The 11986-nt window shown below is 64.9% G+C and carries 14 protein-coding genes and 1 tRNA gene; 8 read left to right on the forward strand and 7 right to left on the reverse strand.

Translation table 11 applies throughout. The features are described 5' to 3' along the window. The 3 genes from AC27KI_RS12740 to AC27KI_RS12750 all read left to right on the forward strand — a co-directional run. The coding region (locus tag AC27KI_RS12740) for an urease accessory protein UreF (RefSeq protein WP_487114092.1) at nucleotides 1–310 on the forward strand (310 nt) is incomplete at its 5' end. Next, nucleotides 307–972, forward strand: coding sequence for an urease accessory protein UreG (ureG, locus tag AC27KI_RS12745; protein ID WP_284402368.1), 666 nt, complete (start codon nucleotides 307–309; stop codon nucleotides 970–972). The genes AC27KI_RS12740 and ureG, both read left to right, overlap by 4 nt. A 48-nt stretch (nucleotides 973–1020) precedes the next feature. Continuing rightward, nucleotides 1021–1108 (forward strand) — tRNA-Ser (locus AC27KI_RS12750). 512 nt (nucleotides 1109–1620) lie between these two features. On the opposite strand, the gene AC27KI_RS12755 is transcribed toward AC27KI_RS12750, so the two are convergent. From AC27KI_RS12755 to AC27KI_RS12765, 3 genes are all read right to left on the reverse strand, one after another. Next, the gene (locus AC27KI_RS12755) at nucleotides 1621–2127 is read right to left on the reverse strand and encodes a hypothetical protein (RefSeq protein ID WP_487114094.1); all 507 of its coding nucleotides are present in this window, start codon (nucleotides 2125–2127) and stop codon (nucleotides 1621–1623) included. A gap of 60 nt (nucleotides 2128–2187) precedes the next feature. Continuing rightward, entirely contained in the window at nucleotides 2188–2721 is a 534-nt protein-coding gene (locus AC27KI_RS12760) for a hypothetical protein (protein ID WP_487114096.1), read from the reverse strand. Between the two features lie 415 nt (nucleotides 2722–3136). Continuing rightward, complete coding sequence (locus tag AC27KI_RS12765; RefSeq protein WP_487114098.1) at nucleotides 3137–3376, reverse strand: hypothetical protein; 240 nt, start codon at nucleotides 3374–3376, stop codon at nucleotides 3137–3139. A gap of 193 nt (nucleotides 3377–3569) precedes the next feature. Here AC27KI_RS12765 and AC27KI_RS12770 point away from each other — a divergent pair, with 193 nt between their 5' ends. Continuing rightward, the gene (locus AC27KI_RS12770; RefSeq protein ID WP_487114100.1) at nucleotides 3570–4106 is read left to right on the forward strand and encodes a type VI secretion system amidase effector protein Tae4; all 537 of its coding nucleotides are present in this window, start codon (nucleotides 3570–3572) and stop codon (nucleotides 4104–4106) included. Then, on the forward strand, nucleotides 4103–4678 hold the full coding sequence (locus AC27KI_RS12775; protein ID WP_487114102.1) for a hypothetical protein: 576 nt from the start codon (nucleotides 4103–4105) through the stop codon (nucleotides 4676–4678). The genes AC27KI_RS12770 and AC27KI_RS12775 overlap by 4 nt, the downstream gene beginning before the upstream one ends. Nucleotides 4679–4765: 87 nt before the next feature. Here AC27KI_RS12775 and AC27KI_RS12780 read toward each other — a convergent pair whose 3' ends face one another. Together AC27KI_RS12780 and AC27KI_RS12785 are read right to left on the reverse strand one after the other, a co-directional pair. Continuing rightward, nucleotides 4766–5809 (reverse strand): alpha/beta hydrolase, encoded by a 1044-nt coding sequence (locus AC27KI_RS12780; protein ID WP_487114104.1) that lies wholly within the window; start codon nucleotides 5807–5809, stop codon nucleotides 4766–4768. A gap of 251 nt (nucleotides 5810–6060) precedes the next feature. Further along, nucleotides 6061–6276, reverse strand: coding sequence for a hypothetical protein (locus tag AC27KI_RS12785; RefSeq protein WP_284429166.1), 216 nt, complete (start codon nucleotides 6274–6276; stop codon nucleotides 6061–6063). Between the two features lie 209 nt (nucleotides 6277–6485). On the opposite strand from AC27KI_RS12785, the gene AC27KI_RS12790 reads away from it, so the two are divergent. Together AC27KI_RS12790 and AC27KI_RS12795 are read left to right on the forward strand one after the other, a co-directional pair. Then, entirely contained in the window at nucleotides 6486–7526 is a 1041-nt protein-coding gene (locus AC27KI_RS12790) for a hypothetical protein (protein ID WP_487114106.1), read from the forward strand. A gap of 65 nt (nucleotides 7527–7591) precedes the next feature. Beyond that, the gene (locus AC27KI_RS12795; RefSeq protein ID WP_487114108.1) at nucleotides 7592–7987 is read left to right on the forward strand and encodes a hypothetical protein; all 396 of its coding nucleotides are present in this window, start codon (nucleotides 7592–7594) and stop codon (nucleotides 7985–7987) included. A 94-nt stretch (nucleotides 7988–8081) separates the two neighbouring features. Here AC27KI_RS12795 and AC27KI_RS12800 read toward each other — a convergent pair whose 3' ends face one another. Then, nucleotides 8082–9140 (reverse strand): formylglycine-generating enzyme family protein, encoded by a 1059-nt coding sequence (locus AC27KI_RS12800; RefSeq protein ID WP_487114110.1) that lies wholly within the window; start codon nucleotides 9138–9140, stop codon nucleotides 8082–8084. Nucleotides 9141–9332: 192 nt separating this feature from the next. Then, nucleotides 9333–11117: a cyclic peptide export ABC transporter gene (locus tag AC27KI_RS12805; RefSeq protein ID WP_487114112.1), complete on the reverse strand. Its 1785-nt coding sequence runs from the start codon at nucleotides 11115–11117 to the stop codon at nucleotides 9333–9335. Between the two features lie 265 nt (nucleotides 11118–11382). Here AC27KI_RS12805 and fhuF point away from each other — a divergent pair. Continuing rightward, nucleotides 11383–11986: siderophore-iron reductase FhuF (fhuF, locus tag AC27KI_RS12810; RefSeq protein WP_487114114.1), on the forward strand; the 604-nt coding region annotated here is incomplete at its 3' end.

The following is an 11986-nucleotide window of genomic DNA, read 5'->3' on the forward strand; positions in this document are numbered from 1 at the left end:
CTGCCGCCCACCCCCACCTACCCCTGTCGCCTTCGCCCTGGCCGCCGCCGGCACCGAAGCCGGCGCGCGCGACGTGCTGCTGGCCTACACCTTCGGCTGGGCCGAGAACATGGTGCAGGCCGCGCTCAAGGCCGTGCCCCTGGGCCAGAGCGCCGGCCAGCGCATCCTGGCCCGGCTGGCCGCCGCCATTCCGGCCGCCACCGACGCCGCGCTGCACACCGGCGACGCGGACCGCCAGGCCTTCTCGCCAATGCTCGCCATCCTGTCGGCGCAGCATGAAACCCAATACTCCCGCCTCTTCCGATCATGAACACCACCACCAGCACCACCGCACTGCACCACATCCCCCACCGCACCAAGCCCCTGCCCCCGCTGCGCGTGGGCATCGGCGGCCCGGTCGGCTCGGGCAAGACCACCTTGCTGGAAATGCTGTGCAAGGCCATGCGCGACAAGCACGACCTGATCGCCATCACCAACGACATCTACACCAAGGAAGACCAGCGCCTGCTCACGGTGAGCGGCGCCCTGCCCGCGGAACGCATCCTGGGCGTGGAAACCGGCGGCTGCCCCCACACCGCCATCCGCGAAGACGCCTCCATCAACCTGGAGGCCATCGACCGCATGCTGGCGCAGTTTCCGAACGCCGACGTGGTCTTCATCGAAAGCGGCGGTGACAACCTGGCCGCCACGTTCAGCCCCGAGCTGAGCGACCTCACGCTCTACGTGATCGACGTGGCCGCGGGCGAGAAGATCCCCCGCAAGGGCGGCCCCGGCATCACCAAGAGCGACCTGTTCGTCATCAACAAGACCGACCTGGCCCCGCACGTAGGCGCCAACCTGGACGTGATGGCCGCCGACACCACGCGCATGCGCGGCACCAAGCCGTTCGTGATGACCAATCTGAAAACCCTGCAGGGGCTGGACGAGGTGGTGGCCTTCATCGAAAAGAAAGGCCTGCTGCAGGCGGCCTGACGCGCGGGGGCGGGGTGTGGAGGCCGGCTAGAATACGCGCCAGTTTGCGGAGACTTGGGTGAGCGGTTTAAACCAGCAGTCTTGAAAACTGCCGACGGGCAACCGTCCGTGAGTTCGAATCTCACAGTCTCCGCCAGCACACCAGCAAACAAGCGCCTTTCAGGGCGCTTTTTTGTTTTACCCATCAATGGGAGGCTGTATGGAATTGAAGTCATTCGTTGCCCAGTCGCTGGTCCAGATCGTAGGGGGTGTAGTGGAGGCTTCTTCGCAGGTTGCGGCTTTGGGGGGAGCTGTTAGCCCCTCTTACGCCACTTCATCATCGTCATCGCACATAGGCACGAGTCGAGGTGATCAGAAGCCTGTCCATGCGGTCGAATTTGACGTCGCACTTATCGTGAACGCTCATTCGGCATCAGACGGTGTCGAGAAATTGAGTGTCAGTTCCGTCGGCAGTCAGCAGGAGGGATGTCAAGCCTCCTTGACGAACGAATCGACGAGCCGCCTCAGATTCGTTGTTCCGTTGCAGTTACCTACGGACTCGAATTCACAGGCGTCAGCGGATAAGGCTGCTGAGGAGGAGAGGCGAGAGCGTGACACCACGGCTGCAAAAATCCGTAATCACAACTCTCGCGATGGCTGGAGGGCTACCTAACCTAGGGTGCCAATTACCCCTTGGGCCAGACCTCCGAGGACCGCAGCAGTCACGGGGCTTTCTAAAAACAAACGCAGTCGCGATTTGGCTTCCGCCTTCTGCTCGTCAGAAAAGGGCGCTCGGTCGATATCCGCGATTAGCGCCTGAAACGTCGATGTAATGTGCTGGGCGTTGTGGTTGCCCACTTGGACATTGTGTCCGCTGATGTTGTAGCTTACCGATTGAGGCGGAGTTTTTGCTGGCGCCACCCCCATCTGCACTCCCACAACCCAACTCGCAGGAATAGGCCCCAACCCAGTCCGATATTGCGTGCTTAGCACTTCAAACCGTCTCTCTTTGCCATTGGGCAATTTTTGAATGATGTTATCTCCTTCGGCCGCATCAAATGAAGGATCAAAAAAGGTAAGTTCCGATCCCCCGAATCTTGTTTTGAAGGGTCCAGCCCTCAATCCCTGAGCGTTCTCGACCCACGACTCATCAGTCAGCATGTTCTGTAGACTCATTCCCGCACTCCTTAAAACAATAGTATTTTTTTGCTCTGAAATTATCAGATGCGATGGGCATTAAGCTGCAGACTCTGCCAAATAAGGAGCAAGAGATTTTTCGAGCACAGCGCAGGCTTTGTTAATTTCTTCGGCGACCGAGCCCTCATCGTGATATTTGAAAGTCCAGTTCAGCAGCTCATCCAACCCAAAAAACACATTTACTGCGGCGTTTAGCTTTTCGAATCCAGTAGACGTATCACCAAGATCGTACAAGCGATCACTTCTCCCAAACAGCTCCAGCTTGTTGGGCATCGCAGTCAGAGACTGCAAACCCTTATCGCCTATATCGCGAAGAATCTCCGCATCCTCGTCGTCTCCAGACGTCGATGAAAAGTTATTCATGGCATTTGCGCTTTGTCGCAACAGCGCAGCCAATTCGCTTAGGCGCACCACATCGCGAGTTAACAGATAGCGGGCGAAATCACGCCTCCTTCTTGTCTCTTTCATGGCGAGGCCAACGGCGACCGCAGCTGCAAGAATGCTTCCTAGACCGCCCACCCATGTGCCGATCGCATTCCAATCAACATACCAGCAACTCACTTCGTTAAGCATGGTTCCCTCTCGATTTTTCGCACACCGTTATAGCAAAAGCCCCGCTGGTCAAACCAGGCGGGGCCAATCAGACGGGGGTGATGACGAGGTCTGCCGTTAGCTTTTCACCTTTTTTCTGGACGTTTAGCTGCGCGAGAGGAACAGGTCGGTTTCCGTGAAGCTACCCGTTCCTTGGGCCGCCCGCCCCCCTGGCTGTCTGGTTGCGCCGATCAGCGCGTGCCGTCTTCACCCTACCGCGCCACATGGCTGCCCCATGCTATCAACCAGCGCCGCGACTCCTCCAAGTCGTCAGTGCGGTGTAGCGCTTGTCGACCTCGGCTCACGATGAATGTGTCACGGCCGGCGCTGGTCACCGCATAGAAGCGAAGTCCCAGCGTGCGGGCCGACTGCCTCACGGTTTTCAAAGTGGCTCTCATCAGTGGACTTGCACTTTCGGCGCTTCGCCGACCATGCGCGCGGCGCAGTCCGTTTGGGCCTCATGCATCGCCTGCGCCTCGCTGAGTAAGCCGTGCACGATGGCCGCAGGAACAACCTCGGCCAGCAGCTTGTCGCGCGCGCTCTCCCGCTCTTGGGCCATCCACGGCTCATCCTCCATGGTGTCCATCCGAGCCCGCCGCTCTGACAGCTTTTGCTTGAGTGGCCGCAGGACATTCACGACGCTGTCCAGGATGGCCTCTACTGCCTAGCGATTCACCAGATGCCTCCGCTGACATACGCGCCAGCGCGGGCGAACTTGGCGGAAAAAACGGGGGCCTCGCATGTGATTTTTTGATCGCCTTAATCTTAAAATTCGGCCAAAGAAGAAATTTTCATAGCGTGATCAACGCGCGTCAGGGAGCGATTTAGCAATGACAGACCCCAAAAAAGAGCCGGAAAAGGTCACCATTAACTTCGATGCTCTTTGGAGCAACTATCCCAGCACCGACCCTTGCGTTAACCCCGTCACGCGTAAAAAGGCCTACGACAACCAGTGCGCAATCCGAGTGGGGATGGCGCTTGAAAAATCAGGGGTAAGTTTCAAAGGATTCAAGGGCCCGCGATGCGAATTTGGGGCTCGGGGAAATGGGATGGTACTCAGGGCACAGGAGTTGGCCGATTGGCTGCAGTCCAAGCCCTTCATCAACTGCCCGACTGCCATGCAATTTGGTGGTAAAGGCTTTTCCAAGAATCTTGCCGCCCGCAGAGGAATCGTGTTTTTCAAGGACTACTGGCTCCGGGACGGAGAAAGGTCACCCACAGGCGATCACATTGATCTTTGGAACATGGATCGACTCACGCCGTCCTGGCAGAACTTCACCCGTTTCACCCTCGGCATCGGGCGTCTCCCATCGCTCTATTCCGATCTTGAAAACTCCAGATCCGTTGTCTTCTGGCCGTTTGCATGAAGCACCGTCAATCCATCACCTTTTTTCTCTCGCTGTTGGTCGCTGGCGTGGTGTCCTGTTTGGTCGGCGGCTACTTTTTCATCCGCACTTTCCAGGCCGGCGATTGCGATGGCGGATGCAATGGTTCGACGCTGGTTTCCTGGGTTGCTGGGGCCTTCGTCGCATTCCTTTTGATGGGATACGCGTGGAAGAGGCAGCGCACCAAGCGCGGTAAAAATCCGTACTCCGCATTGGCCGCTCTGGCGGCCATCACGGTGGCAATACCGGGGTTGTTGTATTTGGTTCAAGGCTCACATCCTTCATCACTGTTGAAAACCAATCAGGACAACAGCTACATGCTGATTGCCGAGCGCGACATACCCGCGCTAAGGATTGCAGCGGGAGAGCGCTGCATCTTCTCGACAGTCGATTGCCATACCAACCCCTCGCACATCGACGCAGTTTGTACGCAGGGCCCAACCACGCTGAAAGCGTCTGACTGGCCGGCATTCAAACGCTTGCCGAAGGAGGACTTCGGCATTCCTCCGACGGAGGCCGTGCAGACATTTCCCAACGCCTGCCCAAAGCGCTAGTGACCGAAGCGACCGATGCAAAAGCATCGGATCGCATAGCGCTTTCAGTGCGCTGCGTCAGGCGCTACCGGCAATGACGAACGCAGCCTAGATCGCAAGCGACTCCCGCAAACGCTCCCCCGCGTAGGCCTGCGCCAGCCGCGCCTTCTCCAGCACCGCGGCCGCACCGAAGAACTCGTGCGCGACGCCTTCGTATTCCCGGCGCTCCACCGGCGTGCCGGCCTTTTGCAGGGCGTCTTCCAGCTTCGCTCCGTCGCTGCGCAGCGGGTCCAGGCGGGCATTGATGATGGTCACGGGCGGCAGCCCACGCAAATCGGCGTCGACGAGGGACAGGCGCGGGTCGGCCAAGTCGTCCTCCGTGCGCACCAGATGGTCAACGAACCACTTCACCATCGCGCGGTTCAATGGCTTGGCGATGGCGTTTTCGAGGTACGACTCGGTGTTGAGGCTGGTCTGCGCCACGGGGTACACGCTCAGCACGTGCCGGGGCGGCGGCAGGCCGGCGTCCCTGGCGGCAATGGCGGTGGCCAGGGCCAGGTTACCGCCGGCGCTCTCGCCGGCCAGGGCCAGGCGGCGGGCGTCGCCCCCGATGCGGGAGGCGAACTGGGTGAGCCAGCGGTAGCTGGCCAGGGCGTCGTCCCAGGCGGCGGGGAACTTGTGCTCCGGTGCCTGGCGGTAGTCCACCGACAAGACGATGGCGTGCGCCTGCTTGGCCAGGCCCCGGGCACCGCCGTCATAGACCTCCTTGTCGGCGATGACCCAGCCGCCGCCGTGGAAGAACAGCACCACGGGCAGCTCGGCGCCCTGGCCGGTGGCATCTTCCGGTGCATAGACAGTGGCCTGCAGTGGGCCGTGGTCGGTGTCGATGGACAGGGGCGTGGCGCGCACGCCGGGCACCAGCGCGGTGGGGTCGGTGGCGCGGCCTTGCTGGGTCAGCAGGTGTTTCACGGCATCCGCCACGGTGGGCTGGCTGCGGGCTTCCTGCACGCTGAGTTTCTCGATGGCCTTGGGGTGCAGGGCCTCGTGGGCCTTGGCCAGTTCGAGCTGGTCATCGTCGGCGCGGATCGCGGCGATGGTGTTGGACAGTGCGTTGACGATGGGATTGGGCTCGCCGTGCTTTTCGTCGCTCATGGGACATTCCTTCGAGACAGTGAATGGATGAGCGGCCACTCTATGGAGGGCTTGGGCCGGGCCGCGTCAGACGCCACGCCGGGGCAGCGTGCGGCGCACAGGAGGCGTGTTTGACGGCAAGTTTTACGGCAAGGGCAGCGCCACGCGCCGTGCGCCCGGTCACGGGGCGCAGGCAGGCCCCGGCAGGGGCGCGAAGGAATGCGCGAAAAAGAAAGGAACGGTGGCGTTGGCCCGTGCCTGACCTGCCGGCCTCAGCGGAACCCGCCCCGTGTCGGGTCGTGTGGTAACCGCGCGGCGCGCGGGCCTTCCACCCGGTCGGGAGCCACGCGTTGGCGTTGCTCGGCCAGGGCCGTGCGCGCAAGATGCAGGCGCTCGGCCGCCTGGTGCAGGGATTGCCGCAGCGCCACCGCGGCCGATCGAAGCCGGCGCGCACGCTGGATGGGGTCTTCGTCGTCTTGCGTGGACATGCCGATGCTTTAGCAAACGGTGTTCCCACGGGTGGCGGGGTGTCGGCGGGCCAAAGTCCGCGGGGCCTGCACGGCCTTCGCTTGCACGCCGATCGGTTCGGACCGCTTCAGGCGGCGTGGCCAGCCAGGCGGCACCATCCCCTTCAGCCACGACATGAAGCCGGCCGTCCGGTTGCAGTCGCCCCTTCTTTTTGCATGGGATACGGTAAATGACATCGATATTCAGCTTCAACAAGCTGCGGACCGCCATGGGTTCAGCAGGCGCTTCGACCGAACCGGCACCTTCCGCCACACCCGGCACCCCGACCGGCAAAAGCAAGTCCTCGAGCGGTTTCAACGGGCTGCAGGGCCGCGAGAACCCGTCGCAAAACGGTGGCATGGCCCCGCGCGGGCGCTCGCCGATGATGCAGGCGTTTTCCAACGCCGCGATGCACGCCCACGGGGCCGTGCACCAGGCATCGCAGGGCATGCAGAACGACGTGCAGAAGCTCAAGAACGGCTATTCGGCGTTCCGCGCCGAGTCCCATGCCGCGTCTCGTCCGAACTTCAGCTATCCGCAACTGGCGGGGGAACATCGCCTGGCACAGGCCGACCATCGGCAACGCGCGCAGGCGGCCTATTCCCAGGCGGCAGGCCATGCCCGTGCGTTTTTCGGGGAAACGGCCCATGGCATGTCGCAAGGGGCGCGCCAGGCGGCGTCCTCCCTGGCATCGACGATGGAACGGTTCGATCCGCGCCGGCTGGCCCATCAGGCCAAGCGGTATGGCAACGCAGCCCTGCACCAGGCGTCCCAGGTGGCCATGGTGGGCGTGGGCGGCGCGCTGCTCGCAGGTGCGGCCGTGGCCCATGGCGTGAATGCGGCACGGTACAAGGTGGGACAGGTCGCGCACTCCGCCGCCCAGAGGGTGGACCACGCCATGTACCGGGCGGATCAGGCCATCCAGTCGGCCGTGAACCGTGCGGAATACGCGGTCCACTCCGGCCTGCACCGCATGGACAACGCGCTGCACCGGGCGGAACACAAGATCCAGAACATGGGGCATCGCATCGACCAAGCGGTGCAGTCGGCCGTCTATCGGGCCGAGCACAGGGTGCAAACCGCGCTCAACCAGGCGGCCTACCCGTTCCATGCGGCGGCGCACACCTACCAGTCACTCGCGCATGCGGCATCGGTGTTCAAGCACGACATGGCGCATTTCGACCCTTACCGCATGTCAAACCAATACCAGCGATACCAGTCCAGCTGGTGATGCCGGTCGATTGCTCACAACGAACCTGATCGCCGCCTCGGCCACCTCATCTCGCAATACCTGCCATGACCACCGAATACCTCGCCGAAACCCCTGTGACCTCTGACGCATCGCTTCTTGAAACCGCTGGCGATGCACCGCCGCCCCCGTTCGACGAACGGGCCCTGCTGGCGCACTATGTGCTGCGCGATTTCGAGCAGGCCGTGGCCAACGTGGAACAGCAGCTGTATGAATCCGAGCCCGCGCCCGATGCGTCGTCGGAGTCTCCTCCCACGCAGGAGGCCCTGGAAGCCTTGGCCGAGGAGCGCAGGGCGCTGGCGCGCGACATCGTGGTCGGCGCATGGCTCAACCGCAACAACCCGGATTGGGACCCGGCCCGGCCGGAAACCCATCGGCCCGATCCGAACGATCCGCTGTTGGCGATTCTTCAATCCGTGCAGGAGCCCGCACCCGCGGACTGAAGGCATGGCAGCGTGAAGCCACGCTGCCCGACAGTCGCCGCGCTGCGGATGGCCCTCCATTCAAGCGGCGCACGGCCCGGGGCCGCCATGGCCCTCAGCGCGCAGCAGGCGGCACGGTCTTTTTTCGCAACGCGTCCGTACCGTCAATCTCCCGCAGCAGCCGCACACCCACCAGCGTGTAGCGCGTGTCCGGGCTGTTCCAGTTGCGGTACGAACAGCGCGCATACAGCGGCCAGGTGTGCCAGGAGCCGCCGCGGCGCACGCGCACGTCGCCCTGCGCAGGGCCCTGCGGATCGTCGCGCGCCGACTCGGCATAGGCAGTGTCGCCGTGCCAGTCCGAAACCCATTCCCACGCATTGCCCACCATGTCGTGCAGGCCGAAGGCGTTGGCGGGGTAGCTGGCCACCGGCGCGGTGAAGGCATGGCCGTCGTGGCCTTGGAGCGCCTGGGCCTGCCAGCGGGGCCAGTAGGGCACGGCGTCCTGGTCGAACGTGTTGGCGTGGCGCACCAGGCCTTCAGGATCGTCGCCGTGCGGATAGCGGGTGCGCGTGCCGGCGCGGCAGGCGTATTCCCACTCGGCTTCGGTCGGCAGGCGGTAGCGGTGGCCTTCGGTGCTGCTGAGCCATGCCGCCAGCGCGTGCGCGTCGTGCCAGGTGATGTTGACCACGGGATGGTCGTCGCCCTGCGCAAAGCCGGGGTTGCGCCAGGAGTAGCGCCGGTCGCGCCCTTCGAAGGCATCGCCGCGCGCGGTGCTGGTCGGGTCGTAGCGGGGGTTGTAGCCATAGCCACCCGTGCCGTCGGCCTCGGATTCGGCGCGGTAGCCCGATGCCTCGATGAAGCGGCGGAACTGGCCCACGGTCACCTCGGTCTGGCCCAGGTAGAACGCGCGGCGGATGCGCACGGTGTGCACGGGCGCCTCGTCCGCCAGCAGGGTGAAGCGCTGGCGCTCCATGAGCGGGTAGGACGCCGCCAGGGCCTCGGGGGATTCGTCGCTGCCCATGCGAAAGCGGCCGGCCGGGATGCGCACGAAGGGCATGCCGATCGAATTGGTCCAGACCGTGGCGGCGGGCGGCTGCGCGTGCGCGAAGGTCGCAAACGCCAGCCCCAGCACCGCTGGCAAGGAAGATAGAACACGGAGCGTGCAAGGGCGCATGGCGATTCCCTGAGGGTCCCGGAGACCGGAGGGGATCAGTGTATGCGGGCGGTGGCAGTCTGCGAATGATTCAAGACAAATTGGCTTTCACGGCATATTTCACTAGGGCATACCGCTACAAAAAAAGGAGCAAAATTCCGCCCCACCAGGGTTTGCAGTGCCTGCCGCACACGGCGCGCACAGCGCCGGGGATCACGCTGGCGTCAGGTCTTCCCGGGCTTCCTCCCTCGTGGCCTGGGCCGGTGGCACCCCAGGGCCGTGCGGCACCGTCTGCGGCGATGCAGGCGGCGGCCCGCCGTGCCCGCCACCCTGCCCCGCCGTGGCGGGGGCCACGCGGTCCTGCGCCACGCGGCCCGCCTGCATGGTCACCACGCGGTCGGCCAGGTGGAAATAGCGGTCGTCGTGGGAGATGACGACCAGCAGGTGCCCCTTGGCGCGCAGTTCGGGCAGCAGCTCGGTATAGAAGAGGTGGCGGAAGGTGGGGTCCTGGTCGGCCGCCCATTCGTCGAACACCAGCACCGGGCGCCCCTCCAGGTAGGCATGCACCAGCGCCAGCCGCTTGCGCTGACCGGTGGAGAGGTCGGTAGTGGTGAACACGCCGTCCTTCACCGACACCTTGTGGGCGATCTCCAGGCGCTCCAGGTACTTCTGGGCCTGTTCCGTGGAGCCCACCGACTCGCCGCCCAGCAGGTCTTCGAACAGGTAGAAGTCCGAGAACACGGTGGTGAACAGCTGGCGGTAGTCGTCGCGCGTCTCGGGCACGACGGGCTCGCCGTCCAGCACGATGGTGCCGCTTTGCGGTGCGTACAGCCCCAGCAGCAGTTTGATGAGGGTGGTCTTGCCGGAGCCGTTGTCACCCACCACGAACACGAGCTCGCCCTTGCGCAGGCGCAGGTCGATGGGGCCGAGCACGAAGGGCTCGCCGCCCTGCGGTGCATCGAAGGCGTAGCGTACGTCGCGCAGTTCGATGGCGTCGTCCAGGCGGGCCTCGCGCTGCTGCGCGTGCAGCGGCAGGTGCGGCTCGGGGCTGGCGAAGCGGGCCGACAGGTCCGCGATGCGCTGGAAGGCCACCTTGGCCCGGCCCACGCCGGGCAGCGCCGAGGCGATCTGGTCCATGGGTCCCTTCAGGAACAGCAGCACCAGCACGAACCCGCTGAGCACGGCCGGCTCGGGCGCGCGCAGCGCGGCCCAGCCGAGGATGAGCGCGATCAGCAGGAAGAACAGCGCCGAGCCGAACGCCGTGGCGATCACGTAGGTGTTGATGGCGCGGCCGTTGACGGTGCGGATGCTGTCCACCACGCGCTCGATCTGCCCGCTGAACATGCGGGCACGGCGCGCGCGGTGCATGCGCAGTTCCTTGGCGCCTTCGCTGATGCCGCGATAGGCCTTGTGCAGTTGCTCTTCGTACTCGCGCGCCTTCCAGAAGCCCGCCACACCCCGCGACTGCGCCACCACCTGGATGGTGGCGCCGATGGCCAGCGCCACGATGAGCACGCCGAACAACGGCAGCGACAGCACGGCCAGGTAGATCAGGCAGCCCAGCGCGATGGCCACCGCGATGAGGGTGGCCGAGAGCGCGAACACCACGTCGCTGATCATGTCCACGTCCTGCGAGAGCACGGGCATGAGCCGGTGGGTGCGGTAGTGCTCCAGCGCATCGATGGGCGCCGCGAGGATTTTCTGGGCCAGCCCCTTGCGCACCTGCGCCACCAGACGCTGGCCCACGAAGTTGCTGGACATGTCGGACACCACCCGGCCGGCCAGGGCGCCCAGGCACAGGCAGATGAAGACCATGAGCAGTCCGCCGGCCAGCCCGCCCGGCGTGTTGAGCACCCGGTTGATGGTGGCCAGCAGCGCGACGGTGGCCGCGCCGGCACCGATGCCGGTGATGGCGGACAGCGCGATCCACGGAAGAAAGGGCTGGAGCAGGCGCCTGATTTCGGCGGCGTTGCCACTGGGGCCATTGGGAGATGTCATGCGAAGGATCTTTCCGCCCCGGTGGCGTGCAACGCCCCGCGGCCCGGCTGGAGTGGAATGGACGACCACAAGCGCCCGTCCCACGCACAGCGCGGCCCAGGGTGGCCTGCGGCGGCGCTTGCGCGCCACCCATTCCCGAGACGATGGCCCGTCGCAAATGTTCATGCCCCTGTTGCTGCACTGTGCCGAGATCCCGGGGCCAAAGCCCGCCCCGTGAACAACGCGGGGGCTGCCGCGTCTTCGTCTTATGCCCACCGTGATGCCGATGCTGCAACCCCTGTTCCCCGGCACGCTGGCGGCGCACGGCGACGGCCTGCAGTGCGACGCGGCGGCGCCGCCTGACGCCTTGCACCTGGCCGCGCTGCTGGGCACGCACGGTGGCCTGGGCGATGTGCTGCACCGCCAGGCCCGGCACCGAGGCGCAGGCCTGCACGACCTGCGGGCCGTGGCCTCCGTGTGGACACTGGATTACCTGGACCGGCTTCTGCCGCCGATGGTGGCGGCGGCCAGCGTGCTGCAGCACGCCTTCCCCGCCGGCGCGCAGGACATCTGGCTGCGGCTGGACGCGCACGGCACCGTGCAGAGCTTTCACATCGTCGCCGCGGGCACCCCCATGCGGGGCACCGGCACGGCCGAGCGCTATGCGGCCCTGCTCTGGCAACACCTGGCGCCGCTGTTTGCCCGGCTGACCGAACTGACGCGGGTGGCCCCGAAGATCCTCTGGGGCAACACGGCGCGGCGCCTGGACCTCATCCTGGCGCAGGCCGTGGCACGGGTGGGCCCCGGCACGCCCGTGGCGGCCGACCGCGACTTCCTGCTGGAGCGCGCGCAATGGCCCGAGGGCAGCAATCCGATGCACGGCCCGCAGC

The sequence above is a fragment of the Acidovorax sp. KPB24-03 genome (assembly GCF_057546605.1).

Coding starts and splice junctions, on each gene's coding strand:
- ureG (WP_284402368.1), top strand. CDS start 307: ATGAACACCACCACCAGCACCACCGCACTGCACCACATCCCCCACCGC.
- AC27KI_RS12755 (WP_487114094.1), bottom strand. CDS start 2,127: ATGAGTCTACAGAACATGCTGACTGATGAGTCGTGGGTCGAGAACGCT.
- AC27KI_RS12760 (WP_487114096.1), bottom strand. CDS start 2,721: ATGCTTAACGAAGTGAGTTGCTGGTATGTTGATTGGAATGCGATCGGC.
- AC27KI_RS12770 (WP_487114100.1), top strand. CDS start 3,570: ATGACAGACCCCAAAAAAGAGCCGGAAAAGGTCACCATTAACTTCGAT.
- AC27KI_RS12775 (WP_487114102.1), top strand. CDS start 4,103: ATGAAGCACCGTCAATCCATCACCTTTTTTCTCTCGCTGTTGGTCGCT.
- AC27KI_RS12780 (WP_487114104.1), bottom strand. CDS start 5,809: ATGAGCGACGAAAAGCACGGCGAGCCCAATCCCATCGTCAACGCACTG.
- AC27KI_RS12785 (WP_284429166.1), bottom strand. CDS start 6,276: ATGTCCACGCAAGACGACGAAGACCCCATCCAGCGTGCGCGCCGGCTT.
- AC27KI_RS12790 (WP_487114106.1), top strand. CDS start 6,486: ATGACATCGATATTCAGCTTCAACAAGCTGCGGACCGCCATGGGTTCA.
- AC27KI_RS12795 (WP_487114108.1), top strand. CDS start 7,592: ATGACCACCGAATACCTCGCCGAAACCCCTGTGACCTCTGACGCATCG.
- AC27KI_RS12800 (WP_487114110.1), bottom strand. CDS start 9,140: ATGCGCCCTTGCACGCTCCGTGTTCTATCTTCCTTGCCAGCGGTGCTG.
- AC27KI_RS12805 (WP_487114112.1), bottom strand. CDS start 11,117: ATGACATCTCCCAATGGCCCCAGTGGCAACGCCGCCGAAATCAGGCGC.